This is a genomic window from uncultured Thiothrix sp. (genome assembly GCF_937876535.1).
GTDB lineage: Bacteria > Pseudomonadota > Gammaproteobacteria > Thiotrichales > Thiotrichaceae > Thiolinea.
In genome coordinates, this window is sequence record NZ_CALFHZ010000019.1 from 231,851 (window position 1) to 250,461 (window position 18,611).

The 18,611-nt window shown below is 45.3% G+C and carries 21 protein-coding genes; 5 read left to right on the top strand and 16 right to left on the bottom strand.

Going from position 1 to position 18,611, the window contains the following annotated elements; all coding sequences use genetic code 11:
- Window positions 1–48 precede the first annotated feature (48 nt).
- On the top strand, window positions 49–696 hold the full coding sequence (lepB, locus tag Q0230_RS11655) for a signal peptidase I (RefSeq protein ID WP_298610241.1): 648 nt from the start codon (window positions 49–51) through the stop codon (window positions 694–696).
- Window positions 697–816: 120 nt separating this feature from the next.
- On the opposite strand, the gene Q0230_RS11660 is transcribed toward lepB, so the two are convergent.
- Window positions 817–1,209, bottom strand: a complete 393-nt coding sequence (locus tag Q0230_RS11660; protein ID WP_298610242.1) for a DUF3461 family protein — start codon at window positions 1,207–1,209, stop codon at window positions 817–819.
- A gap of 183 nt (window positions 1,210–1,392) precedes the next feature.
- On the opposite strand from Q0230_RS11660, the gene Q0230_RS11665 reads away from it, so the two are divergent.
- Entirely contained in the window at window positions 1,393–3,204 is a 1,812-nt protein-coding gene (locus tag Q0230_RS11665; RefSeq protein WP_298610243.1) for an endonuclease/exonuclease/phosphatase family protein, read from the top strand.
- Here Q0230_RS11665 and Q0230_RS11670 read toward each other — a convergent pair.
- Both Q0230_RS11670 and gloA read right to left on the bottom strand, forming a co-directional pair.
- Complete coding sequence (locus Q0230_RS11670; RefSeq protein ID WP_298610244.1) at window positions 3,189–4,097, bottom strand: GIY-YIG nuclease family protein; 909 nt, start codon at window positions 4,095–4,097, stop codon at window positions 3,189–3,191. The two genes, Q0230_RS11665 and Q0230_RS11670, sit on opposite strands and share 16 nt — an antisense overlap.
- Before the next feature lie 3 nt (window positions 4,098–4,100).
- Window positions 4,101–4,487 carry a lactoylglutathione lyase gene (gloA, locus tag Q0230_RS11675; protein WP_298610245.1) on the bottom strand — a complete coding sequence of 129 codons (387 nt, stop codon included), beginning with the start codon at window positions 4,485–4,487 and terminating at the stop codon, window positions 4,101–4,103.
- A gap of 124 nt (window positions 4,488–4,611) precedes the next feature.
- Here gloA and Q0230_RS11680 point away from each other — a divergent pair, with 124 nt between their 5' ends.
- The 3 genes from Q0230_RS11680 to Q0230_RS11690 all read left to right on the top strand — a co-directional run bounded on the left by Q0230_RS11680 (window position 4,612) and on the right by Q0230_RS11690 (window position 6,374).
- A complete protein-coding gene (locus tag Q0230_RS11680; protein WP_298610246.1) occupies window positions 4,612–5,085 on the top strand; it encodes a paraquat-inducible protein A in 474 nt (157 codons plus the stop codon).
- A gap of 62 nt (window positions 5,086–5,147) precedes the next feature.
- Entirely contained in the window at window positions 5,148–5,831 is a 684-nt protein-coding gene (locus Q0230_RS11685; RefSeq protein ID WP_298610247.1) for a lysozyme inhibitor LprI family protein, read from the top strand.
- Window positions 5,832–5,879: 48 nt separating this feature from the next.
- Window positions 5,880–6,374, top strand: coding sequence for an invasion associated locus B family protein (locus Q0230_RS11690; protein ID WP_298610248.1), 495 nt, complete (start codon window positions 5,880–5,882; stop codon window positions 6,372–6,374).
- A gap of 53 nt (window positions 6,375–6,427) precedes the next feature.
- Here Q0230_RS11690 and Q0230_RS11695 read toward each other — a convergent pair whose 3' ends face one another.
- From Q0230_RS11695 to mnmG, 13 genes are all read right to left on the bottom strand, one after another.
- Window positions 6,428–8,149 (bottom strand): peroxidase family protein, encoded by a 1,722-nt coding sequence (locus Q0230_RS11695; RefSeq protein ID WP_298610250.1) that lies wholly within the window; start codon window positions 8,147–8,149, stop codon window positions 6,428–6,430.
- Between the two features lie 216 nt (window positions 8,150–8,365).
- Window positions 8,366–8,998, bottom strand: a complete 633-nt coding sequence (locus tag Q0230_RS11700; protein WP_298610251.1) for a DoxX family protein — start codon at window positions 8,996–8,998, stop codon at window positions 8,366–8,368.
- A 110-nt stretch (window positions 8,999–9,108) separates the two neighbouring features.
- Complete coding sequence (dxs, locus tag Q0230_RS11705) at window positions 9,109–11,001, bottom strand: 1-deoxy-D-xylulose-5-phosphate synthase (RefSeq protein ID WP_298610252.1); 1,893 nt, start codon at window positions 10,999–11,001, stop codon at window positions 9,109–9,111.
- Window positions 11,002–11,056: 55 nt separating this feature from the next.
- A complete protein-coding gene (locus Q0230_RS11710; protein WP_298610333.1) occupies window positions 11,057–11,932 on the bottom strand; it encodes a polyprenyl synthetase family protein in 876 nt (291 codons plus the stop codon).
- Window positions 11,933–11,937: 5 nt separating this feature from the next.
- Window positions 11,938–12,174 carry an exodeoxyribonuclease VII small subunit gene (locus tag Q0230_RS11715; RefSeq protein WP_298610254.1) on the bottom strand — a complete coding sequence of 79 codons (237 nt, stop codon included), beginning with the start codon at window positions 12,172–12,174 and terminating at the stop codon, window positions 11,938–11,940.
- A gap of 18 nt (window positions 12,175–12,192) precedes the next feature.
- Window positions 12,193–12,498: a DUF1244 domain-containing protein gene (locus Q0230_RS11720; RefSeq protein ID WP_298610255.1), complete on the bottom strand. Its 306-nt coding sequence runs from the start codon at window positions 12,496–12,498 to the stop codon at window positions 12,193–12,195.
- A 16-nt stretch (window positions 12,499–12,514) separates the two neighbouring features.
- On the bottom strand, window positions 12,515–13,264 hold the full coding sequence (gene zapD, locus Q0230_RS11725; protein WP_298610256.1) for a cell division protein ZapD: 750 nt from the start codon (window positions 13,262–13,264) through the stop codon (window positions 12,515–12,517).
- Between the two features lie 58 nt (window positions 13,265–13,322).
- Window positions 13,323–13,928, bottom strand: a complete 606-nt coding sequence (coaE, locus tag Q0230_RS11730) for a dephospho-CoA kinase (protein WP_298610257.1) — start codon at window positions 13,926–13,928, stop codon at window positions 13,323–13,325.
- A gap of 72 nt (window positions 13,929–14,000) precedes the next feature.
- Window positions 14,001–14,279, bottom strand: a complete 279-nt coding sequence (gene rpsT, locus Q0230_RS11735) for a 30S ribosomal protein S20 (protein WP_298610258.1) — start codon at window positions 14,277–14,279, stop codon at window positions 14,001–14,003.
- 120 nt (window positions 14,280–14,399) lie between these two features.
- Entirely contained in the window at window positions 14,400–15,272 is an 873-nt protein-coding gene (locus Q0230_RS11740) for a ParB/RepB/Spo0J family partition protein (RefSeq protein WP_298610334.1), read from the bottom strand.
- Complete coding sequence (locus tag Q0230_RS11745) at window positions 15,263–16,057, bottom strand: ParA family protein (protein WP_298610259.1); 795 nt, start codon at window positions 16,055–16,057, stop codon at window positions 15,263–15,265. Before Q0230_RS11745 ends, Q0230_RS11740 begins: the two co-directional genes overlap by 10 nt.
- Window positions 16,058–16,079: 22 nt before the next feature.
- Window positions 16,080–16,700 (bottom strand): 16S rRNA (guanine(527)-N(7))-methyltransferase RsmG, encoded by a 621-nt coding sequence (gene rsmG / locus Q0230_RS11750; RefSeq protein WP_298610261.1) that lies wholly within the window; start codon window positions 16,698–16,700, stop codon window positions 16,080–16,082.
- The gene (gene mnmG / locus Q0230_RS11755) at window positions 16,700–18,595 is read right to left on the bottom strand and encodes a tRNA uridine-5-carboxymethylaminomethyl(34) synthesis enzyme MnmG (protein ID WP_298610262.1); all 1,896 of its coding nucleotides are present in this window, start codon (window positions 18,593–18,595) and stop codon (window positions 16,700–16,702) included. The genes rsmG and mnmG overlap by 1 nt, the downstream gene beginning before the upstream one ends.
- Window positions 18,596–18,611: the final 16 nt, after the last annotated feature.

Sequence of the window (18,611 nt, forward strand, 5' to 3'; positions counted from 1 at the left end):
GGCTGTGATAGTGATAAACATGTTTTTATTTATTATAGAAGTGGCTCTATGCAGTGGTTAGTTAAAGCTCTAAAAACCAACAAAGGCTTCATTTTCTTCCTCTTCCTCATGTTCGCTTTTCGTAGCTCAATTGCTGATTGGAATACCGTACCAACAGGTTCGATGAATCCAACCATTGTGGAAGGTGATCGAATTTTAGTAAATAAAGCGGCCTATGATCTGCGCCTACCTTTTACCCATCTTACTTTATTGAAATACGCTGACCCAGCGCGGGGCGATATTATTGTGTTTGATTCAGCAGTATCGGAAAAGCGTTTGGTTAAACGCGTGATTGGTTTGCCGGGTGACAGCATTGCTATGCGCAATAATGTGTTGTGGCTTAATGGCAAAAAGCTCGGCTATGAAAATCTAGCACACTCGCCGCTTAGTAATGATCGGGAAGAGAATTTATTAGGTCTTAAACACGCGATTCGTACTAAACCTCAAGGCTCTGATCTGTCTAGCTTTAGCCCTGTACAAATTCCAGCAGGCTTCTATTTAGCTTTAGGGGATAATCGGGATAATAGTGCAGATTCACGTGTGATTGGCTTAGTGCCACGGGCTGAAATTATTGGCCGAGCGCGTAATGTAGTGATGTCTCTCGATTATGAACATTATTATCTGCCGCGCTCTGAGCGCTTTTTTAAAAGCTTATAAACAAAGAGCTGTGGCTTAGCACCGTTTTTCCCATTGCTATAAAGATGGGAAAAACTGGAGCTGATACTTAATAAAAATAAATTAAATCAACCACTTAAGAACCTTACACTTCAAAACAATTTAGTTTTCTAAACGCTCTACTAATTGCTTTAAGCTATTCAACTCAGCATTAAACTCTTCTTGTAAGCGCTCGATTTCACCCAAAATCTGTGATTTCAATTCACTGCGATCTTGTTTAGATTGCACGATAGAATCTAGCTCAAGAATCGCTTTAGAGAGTACGGGCGAAACCTCATAAACCAACTCAGCCTGACTGAGTGCACCATTACTCACCTGAGTACGTTGCGAGCGACCAAAAGTATAACTGCGCACTACTGGCAAAAATGAACCCTTCGGACGCTCATAGCGAATCCGCAAAATATCCATGTCAGGACGTGGCTGAGTTAAGGTATAACCAATGATCTGCAGTGGATTCTGTACGCCCATCGAACTTAAAGTCGAATATTGACTCATTGCGCTGCTCCTTTATCGTTAATATCAGTCGCTTAGTTAGTGTAACGTAAAAACCTCAAGCGCTGATGAATTCGTCATATTCAATCAGGGAATAGTGCCGAATATCACCGAATAATCTGTGCATAGTCTTGGATTTAAAAATGCTACCATAGTTTGCATTGCGCATTGCTGTAGGAAGCCTCTATGAAATTCGCTACGTTCAATCTGTTTCAATATGTTGCCCCCCATTTTTACTGGTATCAGCGTGAACCACGGAACACTTATACTGAGGCAGAATGGGCACAAAAACAGGCTTGGATTAGCCAAAGTCTAGCAACAATGGCCGCGGATGTGGTTGGCTTTCAAGAGGTGTTTAGCTTCGCTGAATTACAGGCTTTGTGTGCAAGCGCAGGTTATCCTTATTTTGCGACGGTGGATGTTCCAGGTACGCTCCCCGATGATGATCATGTGTTTATGCGCTCAATTGTGGCTTTAGCTTCACGTTTCCCACTGAAAAATCTTCGTAGCGTACCTATGCAAGCGGAAGTGCAAACCGAGCTCTTCCTCCCCAATGGTTTTCAATTTAGTCGCCTGCCAGTGTGCGCCGAAGTCGAATCCCCCGAACTTGGCGAAGTGACTGTGTATGTAATGCATCTCAAATCTAAGCGTGCCGCTAGTCTCGATATTAGCTATATGGAGGATATTTCTTGGGAAGAACGGGGTCGTGATACTTTATTGCGGTTATCCAGAGCCAATGTAGCCTCTCTCTTACAACGTGGTGCGGAAGCCACGTTGATTTATCACAGTGTGAGTGCCGATTTAAAAAGCAATCGCCAGCGCCAAATTGTGGTAATGGGTGACTTGAATGATGATCAACGTTCAACGCCCTTCGAAGCCATCACTATGCAAGATAAAATCTATGCGATTGGTGGAGTTGAGCAAGAACAGTGGCCTGAAGATTTAATTCCTAAACTACATGATTTTCGTTTAAGTGATAGTTTCCGTGTAGCTCCTACTATGCGCCAATCAGCGCGCCCGTTTACGCATATTCATCACGGTGCGGGCAGTTGCTTAGATCATATTCTCGTTTCCAATTCGTTGAACCCACAGAACGGCCGTGCAGTCGCCGAAGTACTGGATTATCAAGTCCTCAACAAGCATTTAGATGATGATGGTATTCCAAATCGTGTGCAGTCGGATCATGGGCAAGTATGCATTACCCTCATTCCAACCCATGACCAAGCCAATGAGCCACAAGTGGGTAGTCCGGTTATTTATCGCGACCCGACCCACTTAGCAACCCGTCAAGATTTTATTGATTTAGCGGGTGGTATCTATCAATCCAGCAAGCATTTCCGTCAATGGAGCAGTGCGGACAAATGGGATCATTTCTGGTCTTTCTTTTTTGATAGTGCTTACGGTTGGGTTCCCTCGATTTATGGCTCAGTGCCAGTGGATGAGCTGTATCAGAAACAACGTCATAGTATTGAACATGTGATTCCACTCGATTTTCTTGACCGCTATTTAGCCTATAAACACCAGCCCCGCCATGTACGCAATGGTGCCACCGTCAATCCATTCAATTTTGCGCCTTCAGAAAGGGGCTTAAATGCTAAGCGCTCCAACTTCGCCTTTGATTTTGATGGCGACAAAATTGTGCGCCCATTTAATCTTGATCTTCAGCCCGAAGCCTTTGAACGCACCGGCTTTGACAAAGATAATGAATGGGTAATTCCTTCGCGCAATCGCGGCGATGTGGCGCGCGCGCTACTGTATATGTTGCTGGTATATGGGATTGATGAACTGTATGAGCGACATATCGATACTCTTGTCCATTGGGCAAAAATCGATATGCCGAGTGCTTGGGAGTTAGCCTACAACAACTGGGTACATGGTCGTTTAGGTATTCGTAACCCACTCATTGATACGCCCGAAAAAGTCCTGCCACTCTTAAATAACAAAGAACTAATGCATGCGATGGTGCTGCGCGAAGGCAAACCTCAAGACCAAATTTGATCCAAGTATTTCGCGGCTAGAATCGTATCGCGTAAAGCATAGCGGGGAGTTTGCATGGACAGATGACAGCCTTCCCGCCGCAATACAGGTTTAATCATACTAGCTTGCTGGCGGAAACTAATCAGGTATTTGCCAGTATTTTCGTAAGGCTCGATTTTCTCAATATCCGCAATATGCGTAATCGCACTCACAGGGGCTACTTGATAAGCGGCTAAATGCTTAATCTTATGCAGATGTTTCTGTTGAATACGCACTGCAAACCATTGTTGATCTGCTAAGAAAGTTTTCTCCATGCCCTCTTCTTTCACGGGCACAACTAAGGTATCGAAAGTCTCTACCTCAATTTGCTTAGTCGCCAATAAGCGTTTTTGCCATTCAGTGAGCTTGTCTTCAGGTTTAGGCGGCGTAAATGCATTAATCCCGAGCATCGGTAAGATCAAGAGCATATCTGCTAAGAAAGCTTGAGCCGTCGCCCGTGCCACCGGCGACATGGTAGGCGACATCGGCGTATTTTTATTTAGGAGCACTGCACGATTATATTGCTGTGCCAAATTAACCAAAGCATGTTCTAAAAACTGAACTTCGGTTTTGCCAATTTTGTGGTTCTGATCGAAGAAATAAATCCCCCAGTCCCAGCCTTCTTTATTCGCCACATGCTTACGTAAACGCTCACCCAAAGGGTCGGCTTCACCAATATAAATGGTTTCCTCGGCGGCATTGCCCACCAAAACATAAACACCCGCCTGATTAAAACCAGGTTCGTATTTAAGGTTAGCAAACAGCTCTTTAGGGAAGACCACCCCATAGCCTGACCAATTGGATTTATCCACATGGCGAATCCCTTGCGGGTCGCCAGTGGTTGCAAATACGGTAATGGAAAAAGGGGCTTGCATGCCTTAGGACTTAGCTCCGATCAACTCGATTTGATAGCCATCCGGGTCTTCTAGGAAAGCAATAATCGTCGTGCCTGCATTCATTGGGCCTGCTTCGCGAATAATCTTGCCACCGGCCGCACGCATCTTTTCACAAGCGGCGTACACATCCGGCACTTCAATCGCGATATGCCCAAAAGCCGTACCCAATTCGTATTCAGCTACACCCCAATTGTAGGTTAGCTCTAGGACAGTACTATTCGATTTCTCGCCATACCCCAAAAAGACCAAAGTAAACTCACCCGCGGGATAATCTTGGCGGCTCAGCTCACGCATGCCTAACACTTGGGTATAAAACTGTACTGCACGATCTAAGTCACCCACGCGCAGCATTGTGTGTAAAATTCGCATTCTGGCTCTCGCATTAAGTTTAAAAAACTATGGTAGCGCAAATCGACTAGGGTGGAAAAAATGCTTTCTCAGCTTGTGGGCAAGCCCTACCATAAGCATCTTTGGCTCACAACAAGGATAAAACGTGAATTGGCTAATGCGCTGGCTCATCAATTTAGGCTTACTGGCAGCGCTTTGTTTATTCGCTACTGGCGTGTTCGCCCCTTTAATGGAGTTAGAAAAATTTTGGGTCTTTAAAAACCAATTTTCGCTCTACTCCGGCCTGCAAGACTTATGGCAGCAAGGCGAACATTTTCTGTTTATCTTTTTATTTTTGTTTAGCATCCTTACCCCCCTGGTCAAAATCTTTGGCCTCGCCTTAGTAGTAAATAGTAGCGCAGGCTATCAGCAGCGCCATAAATTATTTCTGCAGATATTAGCCGTTTGGGGCAAATGGTCGATGTTGGATGTGTTCGTTGTAGCGCTGTTATTTGTAGCCGTTAAATTGGGTGCACTTGCGAATATTACCGTGCATTATGGTTTGTATCTGTTTGCAGGCTCCGTGATTTTAGTGCATGTCTTAAGTCTATATTTGTATTTAGATAGTAAACGTACTTGAGCTAAATCCAAATTAGGCTCTAAGCTAGCAACTTTAAAAATCACTACTTGCGAGCACTCATCATGAAAGTCTTCCCTATCCTAATCCTAGCCACTTTATTCTCTACCAGTACCAGTTACGCGGCTGGTTTCGATTGCAGCAAAGCCAAAAGTCCTACAGAAAAAACCATTTGCAACACCACTAGCCTCTCAGACTTAGATGAAATTCTCGTACTAAGCTTTAATAAAGCCGTCGCGGGCAGTGCTGATGCGAAAGCCTTAAAAACCGCACAGCAAACTTGGTTAAAAACGCGCGAAGCCTGTGCGAGTAATGGCGCATGCATTACTAAAGCCTACACCTCACGGCTTAGTGAATTGATTAATCTAGTCGCCAAGAATCAGCAATCAGTAGCTACAACTAGCTCTAATCCACCAGCCAAATCAGCAACATCTACTCAACAAACTGCAAATACCCCGTCTGTACCTACCCCAAGCCCTAAACCAGCAGGTAAAACCCTGACTGGTACAATTATTGGTTATGAATGTGGCGATAATTGCTATCTGACGGTAAAAGATGAGCAAGGCACTGAACATGTGGCTTTATGCACGGCTCCTCAATGCAATAGTTGGAATGAAGTGGCTGCTATGCCTAAGAGCTTCTTGAAGAAAAAAGTGCAGGTCAGTGTTGGGCGTGCCAAGCAATATGATGGAGCTGGTAATGAAATGGGTGAAATGGACGCGTTTGATAGCATCACATTTTTACCTTAAAAGCATGTTAGACTAGCCCAGCCATTATAAAAAAACAGGAGATAAAACATGGGCTTCTCTTATCTCAAGCTAATTCAGGTTAGCTTGTTTTCCCTCTTAGCTTTGAGCTTTAGCACGCAAGCGGCGGGTAATATTCAGGGCAAACGCTTTCAAGATTGGGGGGGTAATTGCCAAGTGACTGAGCAAGTTCAACATTGTTATTTAGAGCAAGTGCTGCACGATGGTGAGCAAAAAGTCATGGTTAGTGTAATTGGCTATCTGCCTAACCAAAAAGTGCCTAGCATGGCTTTTGAATTGCCACCGAATATTCATTTACCAGCGGGCTTCACTTTAAGTCTGGATGAGCGTCCCGTCACTCGTTTCAAAGGTAAATGTAGTGTTCAGCGGTGTACTGCCAGTTTTCAGCTAAGCCCGCAAATCCTGCAGCAATTTCAAACAGGTCAAGCAGCCACACTTTCGTATTTATCGACACCTAATCAACGCCCAGTAACTTTACCTTTATCGCTGATGGGGATTACTGCTGGTTTGAATGCCTTAAAATAAAATCCTCATCCAAACAGGGCAGAGTTTCTGCCCTGCTTTTAAGCAACTACTAACTAATTCTGCAAATGTACATTCGAGGCTAAGAAAGCATTCTCTTGTACATCTTTAATAGTAGTATTGCGCTGAATCACCTCTGACAGGGTGAGATTATTTAAATCTTTAAGCTGCTGCCCTGAGAATTGATTCTCGTACCAGAAACGGTCGCCATCCCGTAACGCTTCAAACTGATTGCTTAGGATCGCAGTAAAAGTCTCACCTGCTAAAGAATCACCCGTGGGACTTTCAGATAAACCTGCTATCCACAAATCTACCTCATCCGGGCTAGCATAAACTTGAGCTAATTTCTGCCCAAAATCACCTTGCCAGATAGGATCATCAAAGCTTTCAATGCGTGACAAACCTAACGACTCACGCACATCGTTATAACCTGCAATCCCATGATCGCGCCCACGCTGCATATTAATCGCAGCCAGATCCAAACCACCCGCTCCCGGCTGGCCGAATAAGAAATTACGCACGTCATCAATCACCATAGGATCAAAAGCTTGCGCCGTTTGCGACATACCACCACGTAAAAAAGGCTCAATACCAGCCTCAGCAACTAAGCCCGGCTTACTAAACGCATCACGTAAGGCAACATTACCTTGGGCAATTTCCTGACCATTATCATCTAAACGTAATAAGGTTGGAGACAACATGGTATGACCAAAACGGAAAGCCGCGGTCGCAAACTCATTCGTGATACCAGCATTTTGCGTAGAGTCATAGCCTTGGTACGTGGAAAGCCCATCCTCCCCTAATAACCCTGGTAGATATTCGTTATAAGTGATGGCTTGAATCTCTGCGACTACTGTACGGCGCGCTTCTTGATAAATCTTTTCATCTGACCAAGTTGGATGTTGAGCCAATAAATCTTCGGCAATCCGGTTGTGCTCACGCATCCAAATCGTATGCATAGAAGTCAACGCAGGGTTTTCATTCAAGCGATCATCCCCCGCAACGAAAGCACCTTTGGCATTTTTCGGTAATAGATTGCCATCACTATGACGGAGCTTACCACCTTCAAATGAACGTAAAGAATCTGCCGTTGCTTGATCTGAACCATAGACCATAGAGCCATCAATATAGGCGGTTAAATTATTGGCTTGCTGAGTAACGCCCTTCGCGTCTAATACAGAATTACTGCGCGTTAAGGGAATCGTCGCGGTACCCGTACTTTGTGGGTCAAAGAGGGGATCACCTGTGGGCACAGCAATATCAATACTCTGCTTACTATTGACCTGCTCAAAGGATAAATCATGATCGAGGAATTGCCCCCATATCCAAAAAATATCACTTAAGCCTTTACGATTAGCAGTGGTGTCTGTTTGGGCTGATACTGCATTACTGACTTCACGAGTGCTAGGCAGATTGACCTCAGTAGACCCCCCCGGTTCACGGGTACTATCTTTGGGGGTTAAGCGTTGTAAAGTGCTGCCTTGTTTACCCCAATCTGGATTCTGCACATTATTCCCGCTGCCATCCACGCTACGATATTCAGGTTTCTGTACCTGATTAATTTGCTCAACTAACTGCTTTAGGATTTCAATTAAAAAGTTGAGCAGAATATTAAAAATCGGATTACTACTACCCCCACGAAAACCACTCGCAAAGCTAGTGGTACCGGCCATACCTTGCACTGCAAAGCTATTGGTGAAGTTAGTGTTGAAACTCAAAGAACTATTGAAGTTAGTATTATTTAGATGAGTTGGTCTATTATTAACTTGGTTACGCATAGTTATCTGTCCTTGATTTAGACTGAAATATATCGGTGATCAGTCGGTTATACTCATCATGAGAAATAAGCAATTAGGACAACAATACGCAGTTTCTTTGCCGTTTCAGTTCTTAAGACAACTGGTTTGAACTCAGGCTACACAGAGGTAATAAAGGGTCATTTGTAATGAAAAAGGCTGCATAAAGCAGCCTTTCTGAAAAACTAATGAAAAGACTTAAACGCGACTAGTACGTAAACCTGGCTCGTCCGTTGCATCCACTTCAAATGGATCGTGGCGCGCCGCTTCAGCATTTTCAACCTTACGCGCGAAGTTACGATAGATATACCAATCCAAACTAAACCACCGCCCTGCGCCCATGAAAAACAGTGTCAACAGCAGGATAAAATAGGTGATGTAAAGCTCAAAGGGATTAGAACCAATCGTAGTATAGCCATGCTCAAAGAAGAATTGCTTAGCCGCAGACCCAATACCAGTTAAACCACCGACTGCTTGCAAACCCAACACTACAACTACTGCAAACAAACCTAAAACGATCCAGCGCACAGCAAAGCCTAGAATTAATAAGATAGCACCGGCTACTTCTAAACCACCAATGACTGCTGAACCGGTTGCCCCAAAAATACTTAGAATTGTGTCATTCATAGCGCCAGCACCGGCAATAAACGCTTCTTGATTCCACCAAGTTAAGGGGTTGTACCACAAGAAATCAGCTGCCGTGAATAAGCCTAAACGTTTAATACCATCGACCCAGAAAATCGGAGCTAAGAGTAAACGAATGGCTAAAGGCGCTAGAAAATCAAACACCCGCAGCCAATGAAGGCTAAAGAAACCCAGAAGAAATTTCATAATAACTCCTAAAAAAAGAAAAGCATTTGCCCATGCATATCATTAACTCTCATTGGAGTATATATGCAGCGATGCAGATTTTCTGATTAAGATTCCGCTGAACCGGCCGATCAATGCACTGCTTGACGGGGCACAGCAACGAGCTTCGGTAGGACTTCAGCTTTAGGGGGATAAACAGCTCGAATCCGTCGAACTAAGCTTTCCGCATCTAATTCGCAAGCAGCTAATTGCTGCTCACGCAAAGCGTGTTCAACATAAACATCGGGCAAACCCAGATTGAGCACACGCATTGACAGTCCAGCGGCTGCTAAGCACTCATTCACACCACTACCTGCCCCACCTTGCACCGCATTATCTTCTAGGGTGACTAGTAGAGCATGCGTCTTAGCCATAGTATGAATCAGCTGACTATCTAAAGGTTTGACGAAACGCATATTAACTAGACTTGCATCTAAACTCTCAGCAGCTTGTTGGGCTTCATGGAGAAGAGAACCAAATAATAAAATCGCGATTCCCGATTTACCTTCGCGCAGGATTTCGCCTTTACCGATTTCCAAGGCGTGCATTTCTGCTTGGGGAACTATGCCAATGCCTTTACCACGCGGATAACGAACGGCACAAGGTGCTTGTTGTTGGAAAGCCGTAAATAACATCTGCCGACATTCATTTTCATGCGCAGGTGCCATCACAATCATATTCGGAATACAACGTAGGTAAGATAAATCGTAATTTCCTGAATGTGTGGGGCCATCCGCACCCACTAAACCTGCACGATCAATCGCAAACACGACTGGCAGATTCTGAATCGCTACATCATGGATCAACTGATCATACGCGCGCTGTAAAAAGGTCGAGTAAATTGCTACGACTGGCTTTAAGCCTTCACAGGCTAAGCCTGCAGCCAAAGTCACCGCATGTTGCTCTGCAATACCTACATCAAAATAACGCTCTGGATACTGCTCGGCGAATTTGACTAGCCCCGAACCTTCGCGCATTGCCGGTGTAATCCCGACTAAACGCTTATCTAGTGCTGCCATATCGCACAGCCAATTACTAAATACTTCAGTATAAGTCGGTGTAGCCGCCTTCTTCCCAGAGACTAGGCCTGTTTTTAAATTGAAAGGCGTCACTCCATGATAGGTACAAGGATCATCTTCAGCGAGCTCATAGCCCTTACCTTTTTGGGTAATCACATGCAATAAGCGTGGGCCTTTTATCTGCCGCAAATTGTGCATCACATTGACCATTTCACTGACATCATGGCCGTCAATGGGTCCATAGTATTGAAAACCCATTTCCTCAAATAAAGTACTGGGCAAGACCATGCCTTTCATATGCTCTTCAGTGAGCTTAGCGAGCTTCGAGAGAGATTTGCTGCTGGATAAGACCTTTTTGCCATTCTCTCGCATGCTGGAGTACATGGGGCCTGACAGTAGTCGTGTGAGATATTTACGCAGCGCGCCAACATTAGGTGAAATCGACATTTCATTGTCATTTAAGACAACTAGCAAATCAGCGTCTAAATCTCCGGCATGATTTAAAGCTTCATAAGCCATACCTGCGGTCATAGCTCCATCACCAATCACTGCAATGGCTTGCCAATCCTCACCTTTTTGTTTGGCGGCTAAAGCCATACCTAAAGCAGCCGCAATCGAGGTGCTAGAATGCCCTACTCCAAAGGTATCGTAAGAACTTTCACTTCGTTTAGGAAAACCCGCTAAGCCATGCTCTTGGCGAATGCTATGCATAAGATCACGCCGCCCGGTGAGAATCTTATGTGCATAAGCTTGATGACCGACATCCCAAACTAAGCGGTCTGCAGGTGTATTAAATACATAATGTAAGGCAACTGTGAGTTCCACCGTGCCTAGATTAGAAGAGAAATGTCCGCCACCAGTAGAGACGCTGGTCAATAAGAAATTACGGATTTCTTTACACAGATCGGGCAAAGCATCAGGGTCTAAACGGCGTAAGTCAGCCGGAGACTGGATAGATTCAAGCATGCGCGACCTCACTCAATACTAATAATTCTACTGGCAGTAGGACTAGGCTCAAGGCTTACCGAACACGCTTTACGGTAAACTCAGCTATTTCCAATAATAAGGGCGCATTTAACCCTTCTAAAGCAGCTACTGCTTCTAAATATAATTCATCTAATTTGCGCTTTGCAGCACTCATCCCAATGATCGAAGGATAAGTGGGCTTACCCGCTGCTGCATCAGCACCACGTGTTTTACCTAAAGTTTGAGTATCACTTTCTATATCCAGAATATCATCTTGAACTTGAAAGGCTAAACCCAAACACTTCGCATAATGATCGAGTTGATTTAACTGTTTTTCAGGTAAATCATCCGCAGTATAGGCAGCTAACAGGACACTACTACGAATTAAAGCACCTGTTTTATGGATATGCATTTGCTCTAATTCAAGCTCAGTGAGCTGCTTACCTACGGCGGCTAAATCAATCGCCTGCCCACCTATCATGCCACGCGAGCCTGCTGCGAAACTCAACTGTTGTAGCATACGTAGACGCTGCTCAGTACTTAGATGTTCATGCGCTTGTGCAATCAACTGGAAAGCCAAAGCTTGTAAGGCGTCACCTGCCAAAATTGCAGTTGCTTCATCATATGCACAATGACAAGTGGGCTTCCCACGTCGTAAGACATCATCATCCATCGCGGGTAGATCATCATGAATCAGCGAATACACATGAATCAGCTCGATAGCCGCAGCAGGAATATCTAAGGCCTCTGGCGCTACACCTAAAGCTTCGCCCGTTGCATATACTAACAAAGGCCGCATACGCTTACCGCCATTCAGCACTGAATAGCGCATCGCTTCGTGTAGACGCATGGGTAGAATTTCAGCTGAAGGCAATACACCTTGCAACACAAATTCAATCCGTGCTTGGTAATTCTGTAAAGCGGGACTCACAGCCCTCACTTAGTTTTATCCTCTTTAAAATCAGTTTGACTACCATCCGCAGCTAAAAGCTTTACTCGTTGCTCGGCTGCGGTTAACGCTTCTTGGCATTGCCGAGTTAATTGCACACCGCGCTCAAATTCTTGGAGGGATTCTTCTAAGGATAATTCGCCACTTTCCATTTTTTGGACCAGTGATTCTAATTCTTGGAGGGATTTCTCAAAATCTGGCTTAGTCGTTTCTTTTTTTGCCATAAATCACACTGCATTGCCTTATTCAGTTTTTTGTTCGGGGCGAATCGCATTATAGGCTGCTAGTTGTTCAGCACTGGCCTCACGTTGGTAGCGATCCTTAAATTCGGCATAAGGCATGCCATAGACCAGTTCACGCACTTGCTCATAAGCTAGCTCAAATCCACGTTCCGTCGCTGCCCCTGCATACCATTTTGACATACAGTTGCGGCAGAAACCTGCTAGGTTCATTAAATCAATATTTTGCACATCCGTGCGCTTTTGAAAATGTTCAACTAATTTACGCCATGCGGCTGCTTCCACTTCTAAGCGTGTTTGTTCGTCCATAAGTTTGTGCCTCTCTCTAAAACGCACATAGTTTTAAGCGGAAGGTAACATCATCCGGTAATTGTTTTCCGCGTTCCGATAACATATCAACCTCTACAAAACGTAGAGAGAACCTTTGTTTCCCTGAACTAATTTCAGGGTAAATATTTTTATTAGCGGGTAATTCTAATTGTAATAACTGATAGGCCTTGGTTAAACCCAAAGACATTTGAAAAAATCCGTCACGCGCTGTGTATTCTTCACCATCGCAGTAATTGCGCATTAGATTCAACATATAGGAAATGGCATCTGCTGTTGTGACAAAGGGCTGACCCCAATTAATTAAGTCGGCTACCCTTACTTCAGCTTCTTGCTCCTGCCATTGATTTAAGAGCGGAATATCCACTCCATTAATCCCACCAGGTAAAGAAGTCCGTTGCCTTAAACTGCTGAAGAAAATATGTGAGCGTAAGTGCTGGCCTAAAGCACCACGTAGATGGTATAGCTCATTCGCGTGCTGATTGAGGGTCGCTAAAGTCGCCTCTTGCTGATCTTGTACATTAAAATCGCGGCGCACTGATTGCGCCACACGATCCAATTCTTTAATCACATCGCTTTTCAGGTCAACACGCGCAACCAAATTATAGAGATCAAGCAAAATATCTAAAGCAGCTAGAGTGTCTGCTTGATTAGCCTGTGCCAAATGGTAACGAAAACGTTTAACCAAAAACTCTAGCCGCAGGAAAAGCCTGATCTTTTCATTTAGCGGTTGTTCGTAAATGGTCATAAGCACAACTCAATAAGATTAACGTTAAATACTAAAATAAACCTGCCTAAACGGCAAATTAACCACTGGAGGGACCGAGAAATTTCTTATGAAGTTGGTTGACTTGGAGTTCCAGCACTTCTTTACTTGAAGTATTATCTAATATATCACTTGCAGCTTGCAGCCTTAAATCACGTGAAGCCTGTACTTGCATAATCTGCTCAGTTTGGCTATCTGCAGTCTGATCACGCGTTCGTACACGTTCCAATTGCTGACTTGGTAGACAATCAACGACGACAATACGATCAAACAAACTTTGGTAGCCCTGCTCAACTAGTAAGGGTACATCGACAATCACATAAGCAGCACCCAATTCAAACGCGGACTGCATCGCTTGTCCAATTCGCGCATGAATAATAGGATGCAAAATACTTTCCAATTGCGTGCGTGCTGCAGGATCTTTAAAGATCTGTGCCCGCATCCAAGCCCTATCCAGCTCACCTTCTGCAGTGATGGCCTCAGCTCCAAAAACAGCTGCAACTTGTGCTAAAGCAAGTTCGCCTTTTTGCACGACCTCGCGGGCAATTCGATCCGCATCGATAATAGATACACCTAAAGACCTAAAAATAGCAACTGCACTACTTTTGCCACAACCTATACCGCCGGTTAGGCCGACTTTAAGCATACCAACCTCAATACAAAAAGGCCGGTTTGTTTCCAAACCGGCCTTGAGAACTATTCTTACACACGCGAGTTATTAGGCTGCAGCCGGTGCTTGCAGCGCGCGAATGTGGGCATTCAAGCGACTTTTAAAACGAGCAGCTTTATTCTTATGAATAATGCCTTTGTCTGCTGTTGAATCAATCACTGGTACTGCAGCTTGATAAGCTGCCAAAGCAGCCTCACGATCACCTGCAGCAATTGCATTCAGAACGCCCTTAACAGAAGTGCGCATGCGTGAACGCAGGTGTTTATTATGCATACGGCGCTTTTCATCCTGGCGAACGCGCTTTTTCGCTGACTTTATATTAGGCAAGGGTCTTCTCCGCAAAACCGATCTAAAACTAAGCCGCGTATTATGCAGATAATCCAAGCCCGCTTCAAGAATTAATCTAGCTGCTTACGAAAAAATAACTAAATAGTCAGCTACTAAAGACTATTCCTCTTCCTTACGCTGAAGATGGCTTAAAATTCCGTCTAATTCATCCAAATTATTGTACTCAATCACCATCTTACCGCGCCCACGTTTGTTATAACGAATCTCAACTCGTGCACCCAGTTGATCCGTCAGTTGGCGCTCTAGACGTTGCACATCAGCGGAAATGAGCACCTCCTTACGGGGTGGAGTCCCTTCCAAAAGATTTTTCACTAAACGCTCAGTCTCGCGCACTGACAACTGGCGCTGTACAACTTTCTGTGCAATTTTTACTTGTAACTCTTCTTGACTTAAGCTCAATAAAGCACGGGCATGCCCCATTTCCAGTAAGCGCTGCTCTAAAAGCTGCTTTACTTCTGGACTCAACTCTATTAAACGCAGCAAGTTAGTCACCGCTGCACGCGAGCGCCCGACTGCTTCAGCAGTCTGTTGATGGGTCAAGCCGAATTCATCAATTAAACGGCGTAAAGCTAAAGCCTCTTCTAATGAATTGAGGTCTTCGCGCTGAATATTCTCAATCAAGGACATCGCCGCCGCTGCTTGATCAGGAATTTCCCGAATCACTGCTGGAATAGTCGTTAATCCAGCCAACTGGGCAGCACGCCAACGCCGCTCACCTGCAATCAGTTCATAACCACCAAGGCTTAAACGTCTTACCACAACTGGCTGTACTAAGCCTTGTGCTTTAATCGAATCAGCTAGCTCTTGTAAGGCTTGTGCATCCATTTGGCTACGCGGCTGGTAAGTACCAGGTTGGATTTGCTCGACCGGTAACTTTTGTAAGACCACCTCATCTTCTGGTGGGCTAGACTTACGTGCTGAACTCAAAAGTACGTCTAAACCCCGCCCTAAACCTGGCTTTTTTACCATGATGCAGTCTCTTGCGGCAGCACCGAGCTATTACGCCGCAACATTTCAGCTGCTAGTGCTAAGTAAGCTAAAGCTCCACGCGAGTTTTTATCGTACTCCAATACTGGCAAACCGTGGCTAGGAGCTTCAGCCAAACGCACATTGCGTGGAATAGACGTGTTATAGACTTTATCTTTAAAGTGGCTTTGCAATTGATCTGACACATCACGCGCTAAATTGCTACGTGGATCAAACATGGTACGAACTAAACCCATCATTTGTAGTTCAGGGTTAGCGGTACTTTTAATCTCATCAATCGTATTGACTAAGGCACTCAAACCCTCCAAAGCAAAATACTCGCACTGCATGGGGATTAATACACTATCTGCAGCTACTAAAGCATTCACTGTCAGCATATTGAGTGAAGGTGGGCAGTCGATAAAAATGAAATCAAATTGCTCACGTAAGGGCTTAATCACATCCCGTAAGCGATATTCACGCCGATCCTGTTGCATCAATTCCACTTCAGCTACAGTCAGATCGGGCGTACCGGGGAGCATAGAGAGCTTTAATTCAGGAATGAATTTGAGGATTTCATGGACTTGGGCTTTGCCGAGCAACACATCATTAATGGACACAAGCTGATTATGCTTTTCTAAGCCCATGCCTGTGGTGGCATTGCCTTGTGGATCCATATCAATCAACAGGACTTTGCGCTGCATAGCAGCTAACGATGCGGCTAAGTTAACACTCGTCGTGGTTTTACCAACCCCACCTTTTTGGTTGGCAACTGCGATTACCTTGCTCATGCTTATCTCAATCAAGCACTGCCTAGGCAGTACGGGTAAGTTCTAATAAATGACGTTCAGCCTCTAAGCCGGGGACGCTTAAAGGATGACTACGAGCCAACATCCAGCCTGCGGGCAACTCTGCAAGTTCACTATCCGGATAGCGACCTTTCATCGCATACAGCGTGCCCTGAGCTGCTAAATGCATGCCGCTGACAGTAACAAAATCGGCTAAAGAGGCAAAGGCTCGACTGATAATAGCAGCAAACGGCTGGGTTGGTTGCCACTGCTCCACCCGCGCTTGGACTACTTTAAGATTAGTTAAACCCAACTCTAAAGCAGCCTGCTGAATAAAACGGGTTTTTTTACCATTGGTGTCTAACAAAGTAAATGTTTGAGTGGGACGCAAAATCGCTAAAGGAATCCCCGGCAACCCCGCACCACTTCCCACATCTAAACAATGCTCCGCCTGAATAAAAGGTACAACGGCTAGGCTATCCCATAGATGCAGTGGCAACATCTGCGCCGGATCACGCACCGCAGTGAGGTTATAAACCTTATTCCAACGCTGCAATAAGTCTAAATAAGTCCGGAGCTGCTGCTCCTGTTGCGCGCTCAAGTCCAAACCTAACTCAGCAGGTACACCCAGCCAAAGTACGCTCATTAGGCGCTCTCACGCATAGAGGCTAAAGATTGCTTTTTTAAATGCACTAATAAGAGTGAAATAGCAGCCGGTGTGACTCCGGGAATGCGCGAAGCTTGACCAATACTAGCTGGACGTTGCGCTAGCAGCTTTTGGCGCACTTCATTTGATAAGCCACTGACTTTGTTGTAATCAAAATCGGGGGGCAAGCGTGTTTCTTCGTGCCGACGTTGCTTATCAATTTCATCCTGCTGGCGCTCAATATAACCTGCGTATTTACACTGAATTTCTACTTGTTCAGCCACAGCAGGATCAGTCACCTCAGAACCTACCGCCTCTAAACTAGTCAGATTCGCATAAGTCACGTTAGGGCGGCGTAGCAAATCATACAGTTTATAGTCACGTGCTAAGGCATCACCAAAGACACGTTCGGTATCCTGAGCACTCAAACTGCTTGGGTGTAACACCGTGGTGCGTAAGCGTTGTTGCTCTCGTTCAATCGCTTCGCGCTTAGTGCAGAAGGCAGCCCAACGCTCATCATCGACTAAGCCAAGTTCCCGCCCTTGTTCAGTCAGGCGTAAATCCGCATTATCTTCCCGCAGCAGCAAGCGATGCTCAGCACGACTGGTAAACATCCGATAAGGCTCTTTAGTCCCAAGTGTAATCAGGTCATCGACTAATACACCCAAATAAGCCTGATCACGTAGTGGATACCAAGCCTCCCGTTCTTGCACATACAAACCAGCATTCAAACCCGCTAATAAGCCTTGTGCAGCGGCCTCTTCATAACCAGTCGTACCATTAATTTGCCCTGCAAAGAATAAACCTTGAATCGCTTTAGTTTCTAAGCTGGGTTTTAAATCACGCGGGTCAAAGAAATCGTATTCAATCGCATAGCCCGGGCGCACGATATGAGCATTCTCCATACCCTCCATTGAACGCACTAAGGCATATTGCACATCAAACGGCAGACTCGTAGAAATCCCATTCGGGTAAATTTCGTGCGTATCTAAACCTTCTGGCTCAAGGAAAATTTGGTGGCGATCTTTGTCCGCAAAGCGCACCACTTTATCCTCAATGGAAGGGCAATAGCGCGGACCAATACCCTCGATCACGCCGGTATACATCGGTGAGCGATCTAAACCGCCACGAATAATTTCGTGAGTACGTGTATTCGTGTAGGTGATATGACAGGGAATCTGCGCAGGATGTTCTTCCGCTTTCCCTAAGAAAGAAAAGACTGGAGTGGGTGTATCCCCCGGCTGGGCTTGCAGCTTAGAAAAATCAATCGTGCGCGCATCAATCCGTGGTGGTGTACCCGTTTTTAAGCGATCCACTCGGAAGGGCAATTCTCGTAGCCTTTGAGCTAAAGCGATGGAGGGCGGATCACCTGCCCGCCCGCCGGAATGATTTTCTAAACCAATATGAATCTTGCCACCTAAAAACGTGCCGGTCGTCAACACAACGGCTCGGGCACTGAAGCTCACCCCCATTTGGGTAACTACGCCCACAACCTGCTCACCTTCCACAATTAAATCATCAGCGGCTTGTTGGAAGATTTGCAGATTAGGTTGATTTTCGACAATCGTGCGAATCGCTGCTTTGTAGCGCACGCGATCCGCTTGAGCGCGAGTAGCACGGACTGCAGGGCCTTTGCTAGAATTTAGAATACGAAATTGAATACCACCTCGATCCGCAGCATGCGCCATCGCACCGCCCAGTGCGTCGACTTCCTTAACTAAATGCCCTTTCCCAATCCCACCAATGGCAGGATTACAGCTCATTTGACCAATCGTTTCGATATTGTGAGTAAGTAATAGCGTGCGTTGCCCCATGCGTGCTGTTGCTAAGGCCGCTTCGGTACCCGCATGACCACCACCGATTACAATGACATCAAAGGTTTGGGGATAACGCATCACTCACTCCCTACTC

Bases quoted from the DNA above. Each gene is read 5' to 3' on its own strand.
- lepB (WP_298610241.1), top strand. From the start codon at position 49: ATGCAGTGGTTAGTTAAAGCTCTAAAAACCAACAAAGGCTTCATTTTC.
- Q0230_RS11660 (WP_298610242.1), bottom strand. From the start codon at position 1,209: ATGAGTCAATATTCGACTTTAAGTTCGATGGGCGTACAGAATCCACTG.
- Q0230_RS11665 (WP_298610243.1), top strand. From the start codon at position 1,393: ATGAAATTCGCTACGTTCAATCTGTTTCAATATGTTGCCCCCCATTTT.
- Q0230_RS11670 (WP_298610244.1), bottom strand. From the start codon at position 4,097: ATGCAAGCCCCTTTTTCCATTACCGTATTTGCAACCACTGGCGACCCG.
- gloA (WP_298610245.1), bottom strand. From the start codon at position 4,487: ATGCGAATTTTACACACAATGCTGCGCGTGGGTGACTTAGATCGTGCA.
- Q0230_RS11685 (WP_298610247.1), top strand. From the start codon at position 5,148: ATGAAAGTCTTCCCTATCCTAATCCTAGCCACTTTATTCTCTACCAGT.
- Q0230_RS11690 (WP_298610248.1), top strand. From the start codon at position 5,880: ATGGGCTTCTCTTATCTCAAGCTAATTCAGGTTAGCTTGTTTTCCCTC.
- Q0230_RS11695 (WP_298610250.1), bottom strand. From the start codon at position 8,149: ATGCGTAACCAAGTTAATAATAGACCAACTCATCTAAATAATACTAAC.
- Q0230_RS11700 (WP_298610251.1), bottom strand. From the start codon at position 8,998: ATGAAATTTCTTCTGGGTTTCTTTAGCCTTCATTGGCTGCGGGTGTTT.
- dxs (WP_298610252.1), bottom strand. From the start codon at position 11,001: ATGCTTGAATCTATCCAGTCTCCGGCTGACTTACGCCGTTTAGACCCT.
- Q0230_RS11715 (WP_298610254.1), bottom strand. From the start codon at position 12,174: ATGGCAAAAAAAGAAACGACTAAGCCAGATTTTGAGAAATCCCTCCAA.
- Q0230_RS11720 (WP_298610255.1), bottom strand. From the start codon at position 12,498: ATGGACGAACAAACACGCTTAGAAGTGGAAGCAGCCGCATGGCGTAAA.
- zapD (WP_298610256.1), bottom strand. From the start codon at position 13,264: ATGACCATTTACGAACAACCGCTAAATGAAAAGATCAGGCTTTTCCTG.
- coaE (WP_298610257.1), bottom strand. From the start codon at position 13,928: ATGCTTAAAGTCGGCCTAACCGGCGGTATAGGTTGTGGCAAAAGTAGT.
- Q0230_RS11745 (WP_298610259.1), bottom strand. From the start codon at position 16,057: ATGAGCAAGGTAATCGCAGTTGCCAACCAAAAAGGTGGGGTTGGTAAA.
- rsmG (WP_298610261.1), bottom strand. From the start codon at position 16,700: ATGAGCGTACTTTGGCTGGGTGTACCTGCTGAGTTAGGTTTGGACTTG.
- mnmG (WP_298610262.1), bottom strand. From the start codon at position 18,595: ATGCGTTATCCCCAAACCTTTGATGTCATTGTAATCGGTGGTGGTCAT.